The sequence below is a fragment of the Planctomycetota bacterium genome (genome assembly GCA_038746835.1).
Lineage (GTDB): Bacteria > Planctomycetota > Phycisphaerae > Tepidisphaerales > Tepidisphaeraceae > JBCDKH01.
Genome location: JBCDKH010000027.1, coordinates 1 through 20,161, shown reverse-complemented (window position 1 = coordinate 20,161; position 20,161 = coordinate 1). Strand labels below are relative to the sequence as shown.

Sequence of the window (20,161 nt, the reverse complement as noted above, 5' to 3'; positions counted from 1 at the left end):
ATGGAGCCCGATTTTCCAGGTCGCACGGGTCACGCTGCGGCAGCAGCACCAACGTCAGTCCGCCGCGACAGCACGACAGACTGTCATTACGTGGTCCCGCGAAACTGTTTTATATGGAGCGACTCTGTTTTGTTCAGGCTCCTGCTCTCCAGACACTTACACGACGCTGTAGGTAACCTGTGGAAAGATAATCGGCGAGTCGCTCGTTTCGGTCTGGCGTTCGTTAGCTCTCTGAAGGCCGTCGTCCGACCTGTCGTCGACGTTTCTGCAGCCGCTCGTGCCGAGCGGCTGCTTCTTTTCGTTCGCAAGAAAATGTCGGGCCCGTCGCTTGTGGTCGAGCGACGCCGTGCCGATGTTGCACCTGTGACTGCGATCGTCCAACCGCCCGCTCTGCCGCATGAGGCCCTTGGTGGGGGCGTTTTGCTCATACAGCCACGAAAGTACGGCGATGAGCGAGGCTACTTTTCCGAAACCTTCCACGTCGACAAGTGGCAGGCGATCGGCGTTACAGACGTCTTCGTTCAGGACAACCAGTCACACAGCGCCGCCGTCGGCACTGTTCGTGCCTTGCACTACCAGCTGCCGCCATTTGCCCAGGCGAAGCTTGTTCGTGTGCTTCAGGGACGCGTGTTGGACGTCGCTGTCGATATCCGGCGTTCGAGCGAAACGTTCGGCAAGGTGTTTTCCGCTGAACTGACCGCCGACGGTGGCGAGCAGATGTACGTGCCGGCAGGTTTTGCGCACGGCTTCTCGACGCTCGAGCCCGACACTGTCGTCGCGTACAAGGTCTCAGCCGTCTACGACAAGCAGAGCGAGCGTGGCATTCGCTGGAACGACCCGGCGCTCAGCATTGACTGGCGTGTTGACGGGTCGTCGGTGACGCTGAACGCGCGGGATCGCGAGCATCCGCTTCTGACCGATCAGGCCGATTTGTTTGATTGATTCGCCGGTCAAAGTTTGGGACACTGGCCGTCCAAAAGCTTGAGCTTTCATTGGAAAGCCACAAGCTGGATCGCTCACTTTCCAAACCACCGCGATGAACCACACGATCGCTCGTCTCGCCACTGCAACGTCTCTTCTCATCGGGCTCGCCGTGACCGCCGCAGCGGCGGACGTGACGTCGCCGTGGAGGCCGAGTGATCGGATTGCGATATCGATGGACGGCAACGGGGGCTCTGCACGGACGAATCACAAGTACACCGTCGCTGATCCCGACGACATTGGAGCGTCGGCCGTCTCGCTCGCGATCATCGCCAAGAGCGGCCTGCAGTCTCAGCTGGTCCACTTCGACTTCAACAACTGGCTCGACGTCGGCCCGGTCCCGGAAGGCAAAGACCGAATGACGCCCAGCGTGCTTCCCGCCATCGAACGCTGGGGTTTCGATGAGTCGGTCGTCTTCGACCTGACGAAGCGGCCCGACGAGGGCGTCGCTCATTTGACGAGTGCGATCAACGCATCCTCCGACGAGAGCCGCCTGTTTATCGTCGCTGCCGGGCCGATCGAATCGATTTACCGGGCAGTTGCGGACGCGGATCGCGACAAGCTGCAGCACGTGTTCATCGTGTCGCACTCCAACTACAACGAACGTCATCTGATTCAAGACGATCACCGGACGATCGATGACCTTGAGCCGTACTTCGAAAATCACGGTCTCGGCTACATCAAGATCAAGGATCAAAACGCGAAGGACGATCCGTACCGGCTGTGGCATGCTGGAACGAACTTCGAGGTCTGGAGCTTTCTGAAGGACAGCAACGACGAAGACTACCGGTGGCTTTATGAACGCATCCGTGCTCACACGTACAACAAGTCGGACGTGTCCGACGCGGGCATGGTCTTCTTTCTGCTGCAGGGTGATGAGAATGGAAGCCCGGCGAAGCTCGAGGCGTTCCTCGGAGCCTCGATCGAATCAGATGATGACGCCGATGTCCCTGCCTCGGTCACCCTGACGGCCGAGAACGACTTCGCCAAGCGTGATCTGCCCGGGATGCCGCCGGTCTATTTTGACAAGGCGCGACGCGCCTTGGCTGTCAACGCGGTCAAGCACAAGAACGTCTTCGCCGGTGCCGAGGCGACGTTCCAAGGGCAGGCCGGCCTATACGACGTCGATCTGCTCGCTCTGACCGAACTCGACGGGGAGAGCGAATATCGCCTGCTTGTCGACGGCACCTTGATCGGAAAGGTCAAGAATCCGGAGACCGATACCGACTACAAACCGCACGTCCACGAATTCAAAAGTGTTCGACTGAACAACGGTTCGGTTATCCGCATCGAGTCGAGCTCGGTCAGCAATGGGAAGATCCCCGAGGGCGATGCGTTCGCTTTCTCGCGAGGCCGTTGGCGTTCGTTGACGTTCAAGCCGAGTGCTCCGATGTCGAGCGGGAGCATGATCGTGATCGAGTCGGAGTCACTCGCATCGTCTTCGGGTTGGGAAGAGCGTGCCTCTGACTCGGCGTCGGGTGGCCGCTACGTGGTCTACACGCAGTACAACAGCTTCAAAAACGTCACGCCGCATCGCTTGGTTGGGCAATTCGAGATCGACACACCGGGCCGCTACACCGTCAAATGGCTCATGCGACAGCCCGATGACGTGCCGGGCGACCAGGCCAATGACGCGTGGCTCACGTTCCCGGACGTGCAGCAGCGTGGGAAGAAAGAGCTCGACGGGTTCAACAAGTTCTACGGCCGGAGCAAGTCGGAATTCGGCTTCAACGGCATCGTGGAAGTCGATCACGAGCATGCGTGGCTGACGGTCGAGTTTCCCGAGGCCGGCACATACACTGTCGAGCTTGCCGGCCGATCGAAGGGCTTTGAGCTTGACTGCCTCGTCCTCTTCAGCGGGATGAACTTCGAGCAGGCGCAGCAACAGCTGGCTCAACTTCGTGCCGGCGCTGCCGACTGAGGATTCCGAATAGCGACCACCGGCGATGCAAGGTCTGTCCGACCGGCACGCGCTCGGGTACAACGGCGGGCGGTGCCCAAGATTGCTCTTCTCTTCGCGTCGTTGCTTCTTCTCGGCTGCTCGAGCGGTGGTGAGACCGTCCGCTTCGCCACGTTCAACAGCGCGTTGAGCCGCGAAGCCCCTGGCGAGTTGCTGGTAGCGCTGAGCACGCCGGACGACGAGCAGGCCCAAGCCGTCGCCGCGATCATCCAAGCCGCTCGGCCAGACGTGCTCGTCCTCCAGGAGTTCGACCATGGCGGCGACTACGACCCCGACGGCGAAGCGCTTCGGCTTTTCCAAGAGAACTACCTCAGGCAGCCGCAGGCTTGCAGCCTGCGGTCCATCCAGTACAAACACGTCTACCTCGTCCCCAGCAACACCGGCATCCCCACCGGTGTCGACCTCAACGGCGACGGCCTGGTCGCCCCGACCGAAGGTGCCGAAGTCGGCACCGACGCCTACGCCGGCGACTGCCACGGCTGGGGCAAGTTCCCGGGTCAGTACGCGTTCGTGGTGCTCTCGAAGTTTCCGATCGACCGCGAGGGGATCGAAACCTCACAGGAGAGACGCTGGTTTCAGGGCTACCTGCCTGACGAACTAGCCGAAGCGAAGGCAAGGACGAAAGAAGTATTCGGCTGGAGTGAAGATCGCATCGACCGCTGGTACGCCGAGAAAACACGCTCCGATCAGATGCCCATCGAGCACTTCGACGACGAGGCGAAGCGGGTTCTGCGTCTCAGCAGCAAGAACCACGTCGAAGTACCGATTCGAGTCGGCCTGGAATCGATCAGCGTCGTCACGGCCCACCCGACGCCGCCAGTCTTCGATGGCCCGGAAGATCGGAACGGGAGACGGAATCACGATGAATTGGTATCGCTCTTGAGCGCGGTGCCTAACAGCGCCGTCCGCATCAGCTTCAGTCAGGACGCCACAGATCTGCAGCGTGTTGCGGGGTACGCGAGTCACGCGGAGCGATATGTCGTGATGGGCGATCTCAACGCCGATCCGAACGATGGCGAGGTCTTCGTCAATGCCGACGGGGAACGGGCCATTGACACACTTATCTCTTTGCGACATTGGGGCAAAATCGGAATCATTGACCCGATGCCCACCTCCCCCGGCGGCGTCGCCGCCGCGGAGCGGCAGGGCGGGGTGAACGCCGATCACATCGGCGACCCTGCCGCTGACACCGCCGACTGGAACGACGACCCCACCCGCGGTCCGGGCAACCTGCGGGTCGACTACGTCCTGCCGTCGGCTGACCTCGAGGTCGTCGGCTCCGGCGTCTTCTGGCCGACGCCGGACGAGCCGCTGATGGGTGTCGATCTCGCGACGGCCGAGCGGGCCAGCGACCACCGACTCGTTTGGGTCGACGTGAAGGTCGATTGACGCGCCGTTTCCGCGTCCGTCATCCCGAGCGCAGCCGAGGGACCTCGCGGCGGACGTCGCTGCGGGGGCATCAGACGAGGTCCTTCGACCCGCTGCGCTCGCTCAGGATGACCGGTCGGAACAGAAACCGACGCGATTCGTTGCGGAGCAGTCAATCTTGCCGATACTCCCGAACATGAAGGGCGTCATTCTTGCCGGCGGGACCGGTTCGCGCTTGTTTCCGCTGACCACCGTCACGAACAAGCACCTGCTGCCGGTCTACAAGAAGCCGATGATCTACTACCCCCTCGAATGCATGGCCAAGGCCGGCATCGAGGAGGTCATGCTCGTCTGTGGCGGCAACAACGCCGGCGACTACATCCGACTCCTCGGCAACGGGCACGAGTTCGGGCTCAAGCACCTGACCTACACATACCAGCCCGACGCCACCGGCATCGCCGCGGCGCTGGGGCTCTGTGAGCGGTATGTCGACGGCGAGCCGATCATGCTGATCCTGGGCGACAACGTCCTCGAATACAGCATCAAGCAGCAGGCCGATAACTTCCGTCAGCAGCTCGCTGGCAACGACGGCCGCGGGGCGAAGATCCTGCTCGCCGAGGTCGACAATCCCAAGGCCTACGGCGTCGCCGAGATGGACGGCGAGACCGTCAAAGGCATCATCGAAAAGCCCGACAACCCCAAGAGCAACAAGGCCGTCATCGGCGTCTACTTCTACGACGGCCACGTGTTCGACATCGTCAAGACGCTCAAGCCGTCCGGCCGGGGCGAGCTCGAGATCACCGACGTCAACAACGCGTACATCGACGCCGGCACCATGACCGCCGACGCCGTCCACGGCTGGTGGGGCGACTGCGGCGAGAACCTCGACTTCTACCACGAGGCCGGCAAGAAGATCGCGGAGATCGGTGCCAACAAGGACGTCTGACGTGACCGTCCGCGACATCCATCACGCCCAGGTCACCACGCCGCTCGATCGGCTCGACGAGCTGACGGCGTTCTATCGCGACGTCATCGGCCTGACCCCGATCGAGCGGCCCGCAGGCAACGGCTGGCGGCCGAACGGCAGTTGGTTCGCTCTCGGTTCGCGGCAGCTCCACATCGGCGTCGAGGAAGGCGTCGACCGCACAGGAACGCGCTCGCACGTCGCGTACGAAGTGGACGACCTTGCGGCGATGTTGCAGCGGCTGCGCGACGCGGGATGCGTCTGCAAGACGGATGACGAGCCGGGCGTGCCGAAGATTCCGGGCTGGCGTCGTTTTCAGACGCGCGATCCGGTCGGCAATCAGGTCGAGTTCGTCGCACGCGACCCGGCTTACGCCTGACGTCTCCCCGGCCGCACCGAGGGCACGAGCAGCTGCAGATATTGGTATCGCCGGCCCTTTCCGGCTTTTCGCCCGCGGTCGAGGATGTCGACGATTGCAAGGGCGTGTTTGCGGACTTCCACGACGTCGTCGTCCGTCAGCCAGGTCATTGCGTTGCGGAGGACGACGTTTTTCTTCTCATAGTCGAGTATGCCGGCTTCCACAGCGTCGCGAAGGGCGGTCCTGCCGAGGCGGATGAAAAGCTCGGCCGCGAGGGAGATGACCTTGTCGCCGAGCTTCTTTCGGCCGCGGAAGTCGAAGTCGACGTCATCGCCCGTGAGATCGTAAATCGCTTCGGTCACCCGGCCCTTGGGCTCGCGATCGACCACCTCGACGGCCCCGATGCGTTCGAGTTGTCGAAGGTGCGGGTAGAGCCCGTCGGCCGGCCTGCCCGAGACGGCGGCGAGTTCGGCGACGCTACAAGGCGCGACGGCCTGAAGGAACTCGTAGATCTCGACGCGGGCCGGGCTGAGCAGGACGCGGAACTGCTCGAAGGTCTTCATCGGCGTCAGCGCATGCGGCCGCGGCCGGACCTTGCGATCCGGCCGCTTGATCAGCATGTCGTGTGCTTCGTCGGCCACGTGCCCCTGAGTCTACTTCCGCTGGCGGACGAGCTTGAGCGTGTTTGCCGGATGGATCAGCAGGCGACCCTCGTGACCCTCCATCGGCGTCGCGGCTTCGGTGATCAGTGCGATCACTTGCTCCGGCGACAGTGACGGATCGATCGCGAGCATCTTGCCCGCCAGGTTTGCCACCTGCGGTGCGGCCATGCTGGTTCCGCTGAGCTCGATCTCTTCGCCGCCCGGCACGACGCTGTTGACGGTGTAGCCGTCGGCGTAGAGCGTGACGTTCTTGCCGAAGCTGGTGAACGTCGTCGGCTGGCCGCGGTGATCGACGGCGCCGACGGTGACGAGGTTCGGGGCGCGAAGGCCGGCCGGTACATACTCGCTGAAGTCGACGTCGTTCCCCTCGTTCCCGGCACCGGCGACGAACAGGATGTCGGGCGAGTTCGTGATCGCGTCGAGCACGCCGCCCGAGAAGGCGTCGAAGAGCTCGTGGCTGAGCGCCTGTCGCTTCTCCGCATCCGGCTCGCCGCCCGTGGCTGCGAGGATCGCCTCGATCGCCGGCCGGCCGATGCGCCAGCTCATGTTGACGACTCGTGCGTCGGCGTCGCGGAGGTACGCCCCGACGTCACGGGCCGCCTCGCCACGTCGCTGCCACTCGTCGAGCGTCGGAACGTGTGTCGGCTTCGGCTCGACGCGGAACGTCTCGCGAACCGGCAGCAGCCTGGCGAACGGATTGCCCGCGGCAGCGATGCCAGCGACGTGCGTGCCGTGCGTGTGGTTGCTGAGCAGCGTCATGTCGAAGATGAACGTGACGCGGTCTTCGCCACGAAGGCCAAGAACGTGGTTCTGCAGCTCGGCCACGCGTGGTGAGTCGACGCCCGACTTCAGGTCGATCGACGCGGCCGTGAAGTGGAGCAGCTGGTCGACGTCGCCGGTGAGATCGTCGAGTGGGTAGAGGTCGCCGGTGGTCGGGCGGTGATCGATGTCGAAGGCGATGCCGTGGACGTCGTCGACGAAGCCGTTGCCATCGTCGTCAATGTCGTTGCCCGCGATCTCGTCGTTGTTGGTCCAGAGCTGGCCCTCGAAGAGCGACGTGTCGATGCCCGTGTCCCAGACGGCGATGACGACGGGCGTCGCGGAAGTGCCGGCGTCGAGCTCGGCGGTCCGCTCTTCCCAGATGTCGGCGGCTTCGATCGACTCGCCGTCGGCGAGCCACGCTTCGTAGACCGGCGCGGCAAGCTTGGCGAGCTTGATGCCGTCTTCCAGGACGTAGCGCGACTGGAGAATGCCGCTCGCCAGCGGCATCGCGATCTCGTCGCCAGCCTTGACGGCCAACGGATCGAGCGAGGTCTTGACGCTGTCGAGAATGATGTCGCGGTCCAAGGTGCGGGTCTGCATGACGCGCGTGCGGAGGATCGATTCGATCTGATCCCGCGGCAGGGCGTCGAGTTCGCCACGCAGGGTCTCGGCGAAGACGCGTTCGAACTCGTCCCGGCCGACGCGGCCGCCTTTCGCGTAGCCCTCGAAGTAGGCCTTGCTGACGATGCCCATGAGCATCTTCGTCGGCGGATGCTGCTCGAGCTCGCGTGCCTGCTCGCCGAAGGTCTTGATGGCCTTGTGGTCGTTTTCGAGCCAGCCGATCATGATCAGCAGGTCGAGGTACGCGCGGCGGGTGGTCGCGTCCTGGATGTCGTAAGTCTCGAGGTCGGCCGTGAGGTCGGCCTTCATCTCCGCCATGAGCTGGTCAAAGTCCTCGCCGCCGCGGATCAGCTCGCTGGGCTCGGCATTGATGACGTACGTGTGCCGTGGCAGGTCGTCCATGGTCACGACCGGGCGCTTCTCGTCGGACTCAACGCCTTTGGCGGATTGCGTCGCTCCAGTGACGACAATCGCCGCAGCGACGGCGGCTTTGATGATCAGTGTGTTGAAGGGCATGGCTTTGCGTGTGTTGTTGGCGTGGCGGATGCGGTCGACGTCCGACCGACACGAGCATGCAGACGCCTCCGACGATTGAGTTGCAAACAAAAATATCAATCGTCGTCGGGTCGCGAGCTTTTTGGTTGGACGACGTCTCTCAAGCAACGACGCTCGCTGCCGGACGCCACGTGTTGCAACTCCGCGTGGCGACTGGGATAGTCGCCTCACGCATGGGGATCTTCCGACAACTCGACAGCGTCCTTCGCGGCCAGGCCACGCGCGCCGAGGTCATCACCACCGGCAAGCTCGAAGTCAGTAGCCGGGCGATGCTCGTCGGCGTGCTGCTATTGGGCGCGTTTTACGGCGCGTGCATGGGGTGCTTCAACGTCGTCTCGGGCGACGGGGCGTGGCTGCAGATCGTCAGCAGCGCGTTCAAGGTTCCGGCCTTGTTCCTGCTGACGCTCGCGGTGACGTTTCCGTCGCTGTACGTCTTCAACGCCCTGGTCGGCAGTCGATTGAGCCTCGTGAACATGATCCGGCTGATCATGGCGGCGATCGGCGTGATGCTGGCGGTGCTGGCAGGCTTCGGGACGATCGTGGCGTTCTTCAACTTCACGACGACCAGCTACCCGTTCATTCTGCTGCTCAACGTCGCCGTCTTCACGATCAGCGGCATCCTGGGGCTGGGCTTTCTCCTCCAAACGCTCCGCCGCCTCGTCGAGCCGATCAAGCCGGCTTCCCCACCACCCCCACCGCCGCCCCAACCCTCGCCACCTCCGCCACCGGCTTCGTCAACGCCCGAGGAGTCAGAGCCGCTCGACACGCAGGAGCAGATGGACGCCTACGCCGCGAAGCACGGGCTGACGCAACGGTCCAGGCGAGAACCCGGCGCGCTCGATCGCCTGCAGTCCGGGCCGACGGACGCGACGGTCCGGCTGATCTTCCGCGTGTGGGTAGTCATCTTCGCGTTGGTCGGGGCGCAGATGAGCTGGGTGCTCAGGCCCTTCGTCGGCGGCTACGGGCCGGGCGAGTTCGTGTGGTTCCGCGAGCGCGGTGGCAACTTCTTCGAGCGGATCGTGCAGATCATCGGCGAGTTGATCGGCGTGCCGACCTCCTGACGCCATGCAGGCAACGGCGACCAAGCTCGACGCGTCGCTCCGACGACTCCTCGCGTCGCCGACGCCCGCCGTCGACGGCCGCACCGCGCTTGTGGTCGGTACCATCTTCGGGCTCGGCTACGGCCTTGTCATGGGGACGTTTAGCGGACTGTGGGACGCCCGCTACCTGCAGCTCGTCTACTCGTCGGTCAAGGTTCCGATTCTGCTGCTGGCGACGTTTGCCGTTGCGTTGCCGAGTTTTTTCGTGCTGAATGTGTTGGCCGGGGTTTCGAGTGACTTTCGCGCCGTGCTCCGCGCGTTGCTGGCGACGCAGGCGGGCGTGACGTTGTTCTTGCTCTCGCTTGCGCCGATCACGCTGTTCTGGTACGCGTCGTTCGATGACTACGAGGCGGCGATCCTCGTCAACGCCGCGTGCTTCGGCGCGGCGAGCGTGGCCGGGCAGTTTTTACTGCGCCGCTACTACCGCCCGCTTGAGGCCGATCGACCGGTGCATCGCAGCCTGCGTCGGACGTGGCTCGGCATCTATGCCTTTGTCGGGATTCAGGCGGCATGGGTGCTCCGTCCGTTCATCGGGCAGCCGGGAAGCGCAGAGCAGTTCTTCCGCGATGGCGCGTGGGGAAACGCCTACGTCGAGCTGTTCGTCATCGTCCGACGGGCGTTCGTCGGGTGAATGTTGGAACGTCCGTGCCGTGATGCGAGAGCCGATTCAGTCGGCATAGGCGTCGATGATCTTCCGAATCACCGTGCTCGTGCTGCGACCTTCGATGAGTGGCGCCAGCGCGATACGCCCGCCGCGGCCCTCGACGATTTCCCAGCCGACGACTTCCTCTTTCTTGTAGTCGGCACCTTTGACCAGCACGTCCGGGCCGATCGCTTCGATGAGTGACAGCGGCGTGTCGTCGGCAAACGTGACGAGGTAGTCGATGCTCTCAAGCTCGGACAGCACGCCGAGGCGATCGCTCAGGCTGACGATCGGCCGTTTGTCGCCTTTGAGTCGACGGATGCTCTCGTCGGTGTTGACGCCGACCACCAACACATCGCCCTGGGCTTTGGCGAATCGGAAATACTCGACGTGGCCGAGGTGGACGAGGTCGAAGCAGCCGTTGGTGAAGACGATGCGTCGCCCCGCGGCGCGGTGGCGATCGAGTTCGGTCTTCAACTCGTCGGCGTCGCGGACCTTGCCCTTGTCGTGCTGAAGGTCGTGGACGAGCTCGCTGACGATCTCTTCTGGTCGGACGGGCTGAGCGCCGAATCGTTCGACCTCCAGGCCGCTGGCGACGTTGGCGAGCGCAGTCGCGTCGCTCCAGCCGGCTCCGGCTGCGCGTGCGGCGGCGAGCATGGCCAGGAACATGTCGCCCGCACCTGTCACATCGGCCACGCTGCGAGCACGGGTTTCCAACAGGCGGTGCTCGCCTTCGCGCGTGGCGAGGAAGGCGCCGTCCTTGTCGATCGTGATGACGACGCACTGCAGATCGAGCTGTTCGAGAAGCTGGCCCGCAGCCTGCTCGACGCCGGCGGCGGTTTCGCAGTCGAGCCCGGTCGACGCCTGAGCCTCACGGCGATTGAGCTTGATGCAGGTCGCCCCACGGTACTTGCTGAGGTCTTCGAGCTTGGGCGGGTCGACCAGCACCGGCACGCCGGCCTCGAGGCATCGACGGATCGTCTCGCGCACCACCGGCTCGCAGCAGACGCCTTTGGCATAGTCCTCGATGCAGACGACATCCGTCCCGCGATCCAGCACGCCGGCCAGCGCGTCGTCGACGAGTTTGCACGCGGCCTCGTCGACGTCACCCGCGTCCTCATAGTCGAGGCGGATCATCTGCTGCGGCGTGCGGTGCTGGGCCATGCCGACGAGGCGGACCTTGCTGGTCGTCGGCCGATCGCTGGCGGTGACGAGTCCGGTGGTGTCGATGGCTTGCTGCTGCAGCGTTTCGCGCATCTGCCGGCCGAAGTCGTCGTTGCCAGCGACGCCGATGACGTCGACGGACAGGCCGAGCGTCGCCAGGTCGGCCGCGACGTGTCCTGCGCCGCCGAGCCGCATCTCTTCGCGTTTGAAGTGCAGCACGGGCACCGGTGCCTCCGGCGAGAGCCGGTCGGCCGTGCCGTAGAGGTAGCGGTCGAGCATGAAGTCGCCGACGACGGTGGCCCGAAGTCCTGTGAGCCGGTTGACGATATCGAGAAGGCCGGTCGGCACGAAAGACTCTATCTGCCAGCACGCAACTTGTGGCCCGGTAGATCCTGTATGGTCAGGAGGCACCCATGGCACAGCAACCCCTTCCTGCCGTCGAAAGTCACATCCACTCCGTACGGCGGAAGATGGTGGTTCAGGGCTTCATCCGACGGTTCGCAGTGGCGCTGGTCGTGCTGGGCGCGGTGGCTTGGATTACGGCCGTCGTGCTGCGACTGACGGCGACACCTCTGCCGGGTGGGCCATGGGCGTGGATCGGCGGCGGTGCGGGCGTGGCGGCGGTGGTCGCGCTCGTTCTCGCGTGGCGTGGTCGGCCGAGCGATCACGATGCCGCTGTGGCGATCGACGAGCGGCTGGGCACGCACGAGCGGTTCAGCACCGCCCTCGAGCGCGTCGGCCGCGACGATCCCTTCAGCCGCTTGGCCGTCGCAGACGCGTCGCGTGCAGCGCAGTCGGCCAACCTGCGGAAGAAGTTTCCGCTCGCCTGGCCGCCGACGTACGCGGGCGTGGCGGCGTGGGCGGGTGTGGTCGGACTGACGGTCTGGCTGGTCGAGCCGATCGCGTCTGCCGAGGCCGAGATCGCCGAGCAGCAGGATCGCGAAGACGCTGCCGCCGAAGACCGTGCCGAGGCCGAGGCGACGATCGAGGCCCAGGCCAAGGCGATCGAACTCCTTCCGCCGGAGGTCGCCGAGCGCGAAGAGTTTCGCCTCGCCCGCGAGCAGTTAGACGAAGCGCGGCAGCTCATCCGCAGCGATCCCACTCGCGCCCGCAAGACGGCCAAGGAAGCCCAAGAGGCCATGGCCGACGCGCTCAAGAAGCAGATCGAGCGTGGCGAGGAGTTCGCGCGCGCCAAGGAACAGGCACGCGCGTTCCGACAGGCTGAGGGTCCGTCGCCCGACGACAAGGGCGCTGTCGCCGACGCACACCGCGCACTGCAAGAGGCGGACTTCGAAGAGGCGATGAAGCAGCTGGAAGAGGCGGTTGAGAACTTCGACCAGATGACGCAGGGCGAGAAGGAGAAGGCCGCCGAGCAGATGGAGCAGATGGCCCAGGCACTGCAGAACATGGCGACCGATCCGCAGGCGCAGCAGCAGATGCAACAGCAGCTCCAGCAGGCTGGCATGGATCAGCAGCAAGCCCAGCAGGCAGCGCAGCTGATGAAACAGGCCGCCCAGGGCAACCAGCAGTCACAGCAGCAGCTACAGCAGATGGCCCAGCAGGCCATGCAGCAAATGAACAATGGCCAGGGTCCGAGCCAACAGCAGGCCCAGCAGATGCAGCAGATGATGCAACAGATGCAACAGCAGGCCGGGGCGCAGGTGCAGGCGCAGCAGATGGGGCAGATGGCCCAGCAGCTCGCCCAGGCGATGGGCCAGCAGGCTCAGGCCGGACAGCAGGGACAGCAAGGCCAGCAGGGCGGCGGGCAGTCAGGCCAGGGCATGCAGCAGTCGGCCCAGCAGATGCAGCAGTCGCTCGCCCAGATGCAGGCCGTCCAGCAGCAGGCCCAGCAGCTTCAACAGGCCCAAGGTGCCAGCCAGGGACAAGGCCAGGGTCAGGGGCAAGGACAAGGCGCCGGCCAAGGTCAGGGGCAGGGCCAAGGCCAGGGACAGCAAGGGCAACAGGGCGGCCAGGGTCAGCAGGGCCAGAACGGCAGTCAGGGCTCCGGCCAGTGGGGCAATCAGGGCGGCCAGGGCGAAGGCTCCGGCCAGGGTGCCGGCGGTCGTGGCCAGGGTCGCGGCGGCAACCTTCCGATCGCTCCCGCGCCCTTCAGCCTCAAGCAGGAGCAGAGCCAAAGCTTCAACGACGAGGACGGCCGGATCATCGCCAGCACGCTCATCGAAGGCGACGCGCTCATCGGCGAAAGCTCTGCCTCGCTCCGGCAGATCATCGAGGCGGCCCAGCGTGACGTCACCGACGACGTCGACAGCCAGCGCATCCCGCGTGCCGCTCAGGAAGCTGTTCGTGAGTACTTCAAGACGCTCGAACGCCAGGCCGCCCGCGCCGCGGAGCAGTCGGGCGGCGAGTGACGTCTACCGGAAGTTGATGAACTGCAGCGGGACGTCCTCGGGCCCGTTCTGCTTCAGGTCTGCGATGACGCCTTGCAGGTCGTCCTTCTTGTTGCCGCTCACACGGACAACTTCGCCCTGCACTGTCGGCTGGACCTTGAGCTTCAGGTTCTTGATCTGCTTCGTGATCTTCTTGGCGGTGTCGCGATCGATGCCGCACTTCCACTTGACCTCCTGACGCATCGTCCCGGCCGAGGCCTTTTCGGGCGTCTGCGGATCCATGACCTTCGGCTCGACGTTCCGTTTGATGAGCTTTTCGATGAGCACGCGACGAACGGCCTCGAGCTGGCCCTCATTGTCGGCGGTGAGGGTCATCGGCTCCTCGCGCTTGTCGTACTCGATGCCGGCGCTGGTGCCTTTGAAGTCGTATCGCGTCGTGACCTCGCGCTGGGCCTGATCGACGGCGTTGCTGACTTCCTGCCAGTCGATTTCGGACACGATGTCGAAGCTGAACTTGTCTGCCATGCCAGCAGGTTAGACGTCGGGCGCATCGAGCTTCGAGGCGATCCAGCGGTTGACGATCTCGTGGTGCGTGAGGTGGATGAGATGCCGGCCGCCTTCGATGACGAGGTCGGCGCCGGGGCGGAAGTCGGACTCGCGCATCGGAATGACGGCGTCGGATCGGCCGTGGGCTCGGAACGTTGGCACCTTCGGTTCGGCTCCGCCGGTCCAGTTCGCAATGGCACGCGCGCCCCACGTGAGCTGTGACACGTCAGTGCGGTAAGCCACCTCGTCGAGCACGCTTGTGGCCAGCGGGTCGTTTGAGACGCCCTCGGCAGCGGCGAAGAGGGTGGGCACGACGCGGTTGAGCATGCCGCGAACGATGCCCCGTGGAAGCCTCGGGCCGAGCTTGGCGGCGAGTCGGAAGGGCAACGTGATCTGGCGGCGATCGGTGCAGGCACCAATGAGGACGAGCCCGGCGATGTCGTCGGGTCGCTCCTCGGCGATCTCGGCTGCCATCATCCCGCCGAAGCTGATGCCGCCGATCCAGAAAGGCCTCGGCAGGTCGAGTGTCCGGCCGAGCCGGCGGGCGTAGCTCGACAGCGACTCCTCCGGCTCCGCCTCAATCCACGGCGGCACGACGAGCCGGTTTCCGAAGAACTCCCGCTGAGGCCGAAACAGCCCGGCGTCGGCGCCGAGCCCTGGAATCAGCACGAGTTTCGAGGGATCAGACACCAGCGAACGGTAGCGATCGAGAGTCGCCGTGCTGCTTGTGTAGGAGCAGCAGGCGGGCCGGTCGGAGTTCCGAGATGGTGCCTCGATTTCAGTCCTGTGGTCCGTAGCGTGCGTCGCCCATGAAGATCAGCATCACCGGCATCGGCAGGACGGGCACCGCGACCGCCTTTGCGTTGGTGACGCGTGGGCTGGCCGACGAGGTTGTTTTGGTGAGTCGCGATCCGGAGAAGGTCGCACTCGGCCACGCACGCGATCTGCAGCACGCCAGCGTCTTTTTGAACCCAAGGCCGGCGAAGATTCGCAGTGGCACCATCGACGATGCCGCGGGGAGCGACCTGATCATCGTGACCAACTCGATCCCGCCGCCCGACCCGGTGCACGATGACAAGCCATTGAACCGAATGAGCCTGGCGGGCGAGAACGTCAAGTTGTTCAAGCAGATCATGCCACAGCTGGCGGACGGGTCGCCTGATGCGGTGTTTTTGATCCTCACGAATCCGGTCGACGTGATGACCTATGTCGCCATTCGGCAGGCCAAGCTTTCGCCGCGCCGCGTCATCGGATCGGGCACGCTCATCGATACCGGGCGGTTTCGCGAGCTGCTCGCCCAATTGGTCGGCGGGCACCCGCTGGACGTGCGAGCGTACATCCTTGGCGAGCACGGCGACTCGATGGTGCCCGCGCTCAGCCAAGCCACCGTCGCGGGCATGAAGCTGCCGTACGAAGAGGGGGAGATTCGCGACCGTTTCGAACGAGCCCGCCAAGCGGGCTACGACGTCTTCCAGAGCAAGGGCTACACGGACTACGCGATCGCCGCATGTGCGAGCATGATCGTCCGCGCAGTGACGCAGGACACGCACGAAGTGTTGCCGGTGAGCACGCTGGTCGACGGGCCGTACGGCATTCGCGACGTGTGTTTGAGCCTGCCGTGCATCATCGGCCGGCGCGGTGTGATCAAGGTCTTGGAGCCCAACCTCGACAACAACGAGGCTGAGGCCCTTCGGCACAGCGCTAGGGTCGTCCGCGGCGTCATCGACGACGTCACGGCCTGATCAATCGGCACCGTCGTCAGCCGTCTCCATGTCGAAGATTGCGTCGAGACGCGCGATGTGCAGCAGGCCTCGTACGCGCGGCTGAAGCTCGACGAGTGCGACCCGCGCCGCCTGCTTGTCGCCGTTGACCTTCTGTCGCATCTCCTTGAGCAGCTCTACCAGAACCGCGAGCGCGCTGCTGTCCATGTACGGCACGTCGTGCAGGTCGAGCTCGAACCGGGCCGGATGGTGCTGCCGCGTCAGTTCGAGCAGCTTGTTCCGAAGCAGTGGCGAGTTGCGAAGGTCGATCTCACCGGCGATGGCAACGCGGACGTGGTCATCGCCGACCTCGACACTCTGAATCAGGTCGGCGTTGCTCGTCTCCTCGGACTGCGCCATGCAAAGCAACGGTAGGTCGCGGGTACTACGAGCTACGTCCCGAGCTTGTCGGCCTCTTCGAACGTGGTTTCACCCGCTAACGCCAGCTCGAGCGCAACCTCGCGCAAACGCCGGTAGCCGGTGCCGCGGAGCGTGGCGTAGAGCTCGGACGCGTTGGCCCCGCTGAGGATGCCGTCGCGGACTTTCTCGGTGACACGCAGCACCTCGAAGACGGCCTTGCGACCCAGGAAGCCGGTGCCGAGGCACTTGGCACAGCCCTTGGCGTCGTAGAGCTTGGCGTCGTTGGTTTCGAGTCCGACGTCTCCGACCATCGCCTTCTCGGCATTGGTCATTGCGCGAGCGGTCCGGCAGTGCGGGCAGAGGCGGCGGACAAGTCGCTGGGCGACCACGGCAGACAGGCCGCTGGCGATCTGGAAGGGCTCACAGCCGAGATCGATCAGCCGGAAGACGGCACCGACGCTGTCGCGGCTGTGGACGGTCGAGAGGACCAAGTGACCCGTCATCGCCGCCTGGCTCGCAGCGACGGCCGTCTCGTTGTCGCGAATCTCGCCGACGAGCACGACGTCGGGATCCTGCCGGAGCACGCTGCGAAGCAGGGCGGCGAACGTGTTGCCCTGGGCCTCGTTGACGGGTTGCTGCGTGATGCCGTCGAGACGGATCTCGACCGGGTCTTCGATCGTGACGACGTTGCGCTCTTTCGAGTCGATCGAGCGGAGCACGCTGTACAGCGTGGACGACTTACCGCTACCCGTCGGGCCACAAACGAGGAGCATGCCTTCGCTGCGGCGCGTGGTGCGGTCGAGCAACTCGAACTCGTCGTCACCCAGGCCGAGGTCCCAGAGATACTGCGGGGCGTTGGCGGCGTCGAGGACGCGGATGACCAGCTTCTGCCCGTACAGGCCAGGCGTGAAGGAGAGTCGATAGTCGACGCGGCGGTCCGGCACACGACAGGCGAAGCTGCCTTCTTGGACTTCCTTGCTCTTGGCGATGTCGATGTCGCCCAGCACCTTGATGAGGGCCGACAGCTTGGTGCCGGTGGGCTTGGCAAGGTGCGCCAATTCGGTCATCTGACCGTCGACACGCACGCGGAGCACCCAGCCGTCGGCTGTCGGTTCGAGGTGGACATCGCTGGCACCGGTGCGGAAGCAGACGAGCAGCGTGAGTCGCAGCAGTGTCAGAGCCTCCGCCGGCGGGCCGTCACCGTCGTCGTCCTTTTGGCGTTTGAAGGCGACCTTGCCGCGCGTGTTTAGCAGGACGAGATCGGCCGGTTTGACCTTGCGATCGGGCAGCTCACTAACGAGCTTGGCCAGCTTCTTCGACGTGTCTTCCGCAGACGCACCGTTGCGGCTGACCTCTGCCTCTTCGAGCGGCTTGCCGTTGGTCTTGGGTGGGTCGGCCTTGGCGACGGTGAGCCGGGTGTTGCCGACGGTGACAACGTCGCCGGTCTTGAGGCGCTTGCCCTTGGCGTTGATCGGCTCGTCGTTGACGAGTGTGCCGTTGCGGCTGCCGAGGTCGCGCACGCCGAGAATGCCGCGGCGGTATTCGATCACCGCGTGGAATCGGCTGATCTTGGAGTCCTCGATCTGAAGGATGTTGCCCAGCTGCCTGCCGATCGTGACCGCCTGCTCGCCGACGTCGAGCTGCTGATCCTTGCCCTTCTTCTGATACGTAACCGTCGCCATGCCAACGAGAGTCTAACGGATGCGGGCACTCAATGCGGCATCGCAACGCGGGTCAGAGCCCGATCCGCGGGGCGACGCGTTCGGCGTCGTCGGCGATCTCGAAATACTCGGCCGGGCGGAACCGAGTGCCGGCGACGAGGCTGGCCGGGAAACTCTGGGCTGTGGCGTTGAGCTCGCGGACGTTCGCGTTGTAGAACCGACGGGCTGCGGCGAGTCGGTCTTCCGTCAGGGCCAACTCGTGCTGCAATTCCAGGAAGTTGCGGTCTGCCTTGAGCTGCGGATACCCCTCGGCGACAGCGAAGAGCCGCGACAGGCCGCGCTGGAGCTTGGTCTCTTCTAATCCGAGCCGTTCTGGTCGTGCCTCTTGCAAAGCTGCGTTGCGAGCTGTGACGACGCGCCCGAGGATGTCGCGTTCGTGGGCGGCGTAGCCCTTGACAGTGGCGACGAGGTTCGGCACGAGATCGTGGCGTCGCTTGAGCTCCACGTCGATGTCGGCCCAGGTCTCGTAGACGTGTTGCTGGAGCCGAACGAGCCGGTTGTGGACCGCAATCCACCAGATGCCGCCGAAGATCAGCAGCGCGAACGGGACCGCGAGACAGACGAACGCTCCACCACCATTCATGCCCTGCCTCCGGCGAGCAGATGGCGTGGCCAGGTGTCGAGGATGTCGCCTGCCAATCGCATGTGGTGATCGAGGTCGCCCGCACTCCAGCCGGTGCCGCGGAGCAGCAGGTAGCCGTCGCCAAACCGGGCGGTGTCTGGGCGTCGCCGCAAGAACAGTTCGATCATCGGCGGATGGAAGAGGGCGTAGGCGAAGCGGTCATCTTCGGCCGAGACGTGGTACGCGTCGCTGAACGCGACCGATTCGAAGTCGAGATCGTTGAAGCCGATGGACTGCGAGATGGTGTCGAAAAAGTTCTCTGTCCGCACGCGCACCTCGGGCGAAGGCATCGGCAGACTGAGCAGAACGTAGCTGAAGCGGTGGGTCCTGCGGCTCTTGCCGCTGCCGGTCTCGTATTTCCAGTCGCCCGCCCACAGGTCTCGGCCGGCGACGGTTCCGCGAAGCGTGTTGGACGCCTTTCGACTGCTGCCAACTCGAAAGTCATCGATGTGCCCGTACGGGCCGGCGGGCGTCCGACCGCCGAAGAGGTTGGCAAGAAAGCCGCGTTGTTCTCCTGCGACGTGCTGCGGGAAGAACTGCAAATGCCATCGCTTGGCGAGTTGCCGTAACTCCTTTTGCCGTTGCTGTCCACGGACAAGCGCGTACAGAAACATCGCAATCATCACGAACCCGAAGGGAACGATGAGACAGAACGGTTCCACGTCGAGAGGCACCTTCGCAGCAGCGTCGCCGGCGTCAAGGTGCTGTTTTGAGCACTGGCACCGCTACAGTCGCCGCCGATGATCGACCTGAAGGCGCTGCGCGAGGATCCGGACCGCTACCGCGAAGGTGCCCGGCTGAAGAACGCGGACCCCTTTGCCGTCGATCGAGCACTCGATGCCGACAAGCGACGCGTCGAGGCGCAGCAGGAACACGACCGGCTCAAGGCGGAGCAGAACGCCGCCGGCAAGTCGATCGGCAGTCTGCCCGCCGACGAGAAGGCCGCGGCAGTCGCAAAGCTCGGCGAGCTCAAGGCCAGCGTCAAAGTGGCTGACGAGCACATGAAAGCAGCCGCGGCCGAGATGAGTGAAGCGGCCCTGCTGATTCCGCTGCCGCCCGACGACGATGTGCCCCGCGGGAAGGACGACACGGAGAACGTCGTCCTCCGCACCCAGGGCGAGCCGACGACGTTCGATTTCGAGCCCAAGGACCACATCGCCCTCTGCAAAGACCTCGGCCTGGCCGACTTCGAGGCGGGCGTGCGACTGGCGGGGAGCCGGAGCTACGTGCTGACGGGGCTGGGTGCGAAGCTGCACCGGGCGGTGCTGCAGTTTTCGCTCGACCTGATGGAAGGCCACGGCTTCACGCCGGCGGTCGTGCCGGTGCTGGTACGTGAGGAGGCACTAGTTGGAACCGGCTTCTTCCCGGCAGGCCGCGACTCCGTTTACACCGTTGAGTCGGACGGCATGCACCTCGTCGGCACCGGCGAGGTCGGACTGACGGGTCTGCACATGAACCAGACGTTGCGTGAGGAAGACCTGCCGCTGAAGTACACGACCGTCAGCACCTGCTTCCGACGCGAGGCCGGCACCTACGGCAAAGACACGGCGGGTCTGTACCGCGTGCATCAGTTCGACAAGTGCGAGCAGGTCGTCGTCTGCCGGGCCGACGAGCAGGAGAGCCGCGAATGGCACGCGAAGATGCTCGGCTACAGCGAGGAAGTCCT

General features: G+C 64.7%; 19 protein-coding genes. 10 read left to right on the top strand and 9 right to left on the bottom strand.

Annotated features, from left to right (window positions below):
• Positions 1-90 precede the first annotated feature (90 nt).
• The 5 genes from rfbC to AAGI46_04840 all read left to right on the top strand — a co-directional run bounded on the left by rfbC (position 91) and on the right by AAGI46_04840 (position 5,652).
• Entirely contained in the window at positions 91-942 is an 852-nt protein-coding gene (gene rfbC, locus AAGI46_04860) for a dTDP-4-dehydrorhamnose 3,5-epimerase (protein ID MEM1011535.1), read from the top strand.
• 94 nt (positions 943-1,036) lie between these two features.
• A complete protein-coding gene (locus AAGI46_04855) occupies positions 1,037-2,902 on the top strand; it encodes a hypothetical protein (protein MEM1011534.1) in 1,866 nt (621 codons plus the stop codon).
• A 72-nt stretch (positions 2,903-2,974) separates the two neighbouring features.
• Positions 2,975-4,330, top strand: a complete 1,356-nt coding sequence (locus AAGI46_04850; GenBank protein ID MEM1011533.1) for an endonuclease/exonuclease/phosphatase family protein — start codon at positions 2,975-2,977, stop codon at positions 4,328-4,330.
• A 175-nt stretch (positions 4,331-4,505) separates the two neighbouring features.
• Entirely contained in the window at positions 4,506-5,255 is a 750-nt protein-coding gene (locus AAGI46_04845; protein MEM1011532.1) for a sugar phosphate nucleotidyltransferase, read from the top strand.
• A gap of 1 nt (position 5,256) precedes the next feature.
• Complete coding sequence (locus AAGI46_04840) at positions 5,257-5,652, top strand: VOC family protein (GenBank protein MEM1011531.1); 396 nt, start codon at positions 5,257-5,259, stop codon at positions 5,650-5,652.
• Here the strand turns inward: AAGI46_04840 and AAGI46_04835 are convergent.
• Complete coding sequence (locus tag AAGI46_04835; protein MEM1011530.1) at positions 5,643-6,272, bottom strand: helix-turn-helix domain-containing protein; 630 nt, start codon at positions 6,270-6,272, stop codon at positions 5,643-5,645. The genes AAGI46_04840 and AAGI46_04835 overlap by 10 nt on opposite strands.
• Before the next feature lie 12 nt (positions 6,273-6,284).
• Positions 6,285-8,192 (bottom strand): S8 family serine peptidase, encoded by a 1,908-nt coding sequence (locus AAGI46_04830; protein MEM1011529.1) that lies wholly within the window; start codon positions 8,190-8,192, stop codon positions 6,285-6,287.
• Between the two features lie 212 nt (positions 8,193-8,404).
• Here AAGI46_04830 and AAGI46_04825 point away from each other — a divergent pair, with 212 nt between their 5' ends.
• Positions 8,405-9,292 carry a hypothetical protein gene (locus tag AAGI46_04825; GenBank protein MEM1011528.1) on the top strand — a complete coding sequence of 296 codons (888 nt, stop codon included), beginning with the start codon at positions 8,405-8,407 and terminating at the stop codon, positions 9,290-9,292.
• Positions 9,293-9,296: 4 nt separating this feature from the next.
• Positions 9,297-9,962, top strand: coding sequence for a hypothetical protein (locus AAGI46_04820; protein ID MEM1011527.1), 666 nt, complete (start codon positions 9,297-9,299; stop codon positions 9,960-9,962).
• A 36-nt stretch (positions 9,963-9,998) separates the two neighbouring features.
• Here the strand turns inward: AAGI46_04820 and rfaE2 are convergent, their stop codons facing one another.
• A complete protein-coding gene (gene rfaE2 / locus AAGI46_04815) occupies positions 9,999-11,486 on the bottom strand; it encodes a D-glycero-beta-D-manno-heptose 1-phosphate adenylyltransferase (GenBank protein MEM1011526.1) in 1,488 nt (495 codons plus the stop codon).
• 65 nt (positions 11,487-11,551) lie between these two features.
• Here rfaE2 and AAGI46_04810 point away from each other — a divergent pair, with 65 nt between their 5' ends.
• Positions 11,552-13,507 (top strand): hypothetical protein, encoded by a 1,956-nt coding sequence (locus AAGI46_04810; GenBank protein ID MEM1011525.1) that lies wholly within the window; start codon positions 11,552-11,554, stop codon positions 13,505-13,507.
• Positions 13,508-13,510: 3 nt separating this feature from the next.
• Here AAGI46_04810 and AAGI46_04805 read toward each other — a convergent pair whose 3' ends face one another.
• Together AAGI46_04805 and AAGI46_04800 are read right to left on the bottom strand one after the other, a co-directional pair.
• Positions 13,511-14,011: a YajQ family cyclic di-GMP-binding protein gene (locus tag AAGI46_04805; GenBank protein MEM1011524.1), complete on the bottom strand. Its 501-nt coding sequence runs from the start codon at positions 14,009-14,011 to the stop codon at positions 13,511-13,513.
• Between the two features lie 9 nt (positions 14,012-14,020).
• On the bottom strand, positions 14,021-14,722 hold the full coding sequence (locus AAGI46_04800) for an alpha/beta hydrolase (GenBank protein MEM1011523.1): 702 nt from the start codon (positions 14,720-14,722) through the stop codon (positions 14,021-14,023).
• Between the two features lie 119 nt (positions 14,723-14,841).
• Here AAGI46_04800 and AAGI46_04795 point away from each other — a divergent pair, with 119 nt between their 5' ends.
• A complete protein-coding gene (locus AAGI46_04795; protein ID MEM1011522.1) occupies positions 14,842-15,774 on the top strand; it encodes a lactate dehydrogenase in 933 nt (310 codons plus the stop codon).
• On the opposite strand, the gene AAGI46_04790 is transcribed toward AAGI46_04795, so the two are convergent.
• The 4 genes from AAGI46_04790 to AAGI46_04775 are packed head-to-tail and all read right to left on the bottom strand — an operon-like array spanning position 15,775 to position 19,157.
• The gene (locus AAGI46_04790; GenBank protein ID MEM1011521.1) at positions 15,775-16,152 is read right to left on the bottom strand and encodes an STAS domain-containing protein; all 378 of its coding nucleotides are present in this window, start codon (positions 16,150-16,152) and stop codon (positions 15,775-15,777) included.
• 32 nt (positions 16,153-16,184) lie between these two features.
• Positions 16,185-17,834: an ATPase, T2SS/T4P/T4SS family gene (locus tag AAGI46_04785; GenBank protein ID MEM1011520.1), complete on the bottom strand. Its 1,650-nt coding sequence runs from the start codon at positions 17,832-17,834 to the stop codon at positions 16,185-16,187.
• A 52-nt stretch (positions 17,835-17,886) separates the two neighbouring features.
• Positions 17,887-18,456 carry a LemA family protein gene (locus AAGI46_04780; GenBank protein MEM1011519.1) on the bottom strand — a complete coding sequence of 190 codons (570 nt, stop codon included), beginning with the start codon at positions 18,454-18,456 and terminating at the stop codon, positions 17,887-17,889.
• Positions 18,453-19,157 carry a hypothetical protein gene (locus tag AAGI46_04775; protein MEM1011518.1) on the bottom strand — a complete coding sequence of 235 codons (705 nt, stop codon included), beginning with the start codon at positions 19,155-19,157 and terminating at the stop codon, positions 18,453-18,455. The genes AAGI46_04780 and AAGI46_04775 overlap by 4 nt, the downstream gene beginning before the upstream one ends.
• A gap of 78 nt (positions 19,158-19,235) precedes the next feature.
• Here AAGI46_04775 and AAGI46_04770 point away from each other — a divergent pair.
• The coding region (locus AAGI46_04770) for an aminoacyl--tRNA ligase-related protein (protein MEM1011517.1) at positions 19,236-20,161 on the top strand (926 nt) is incomplete at its 3' end.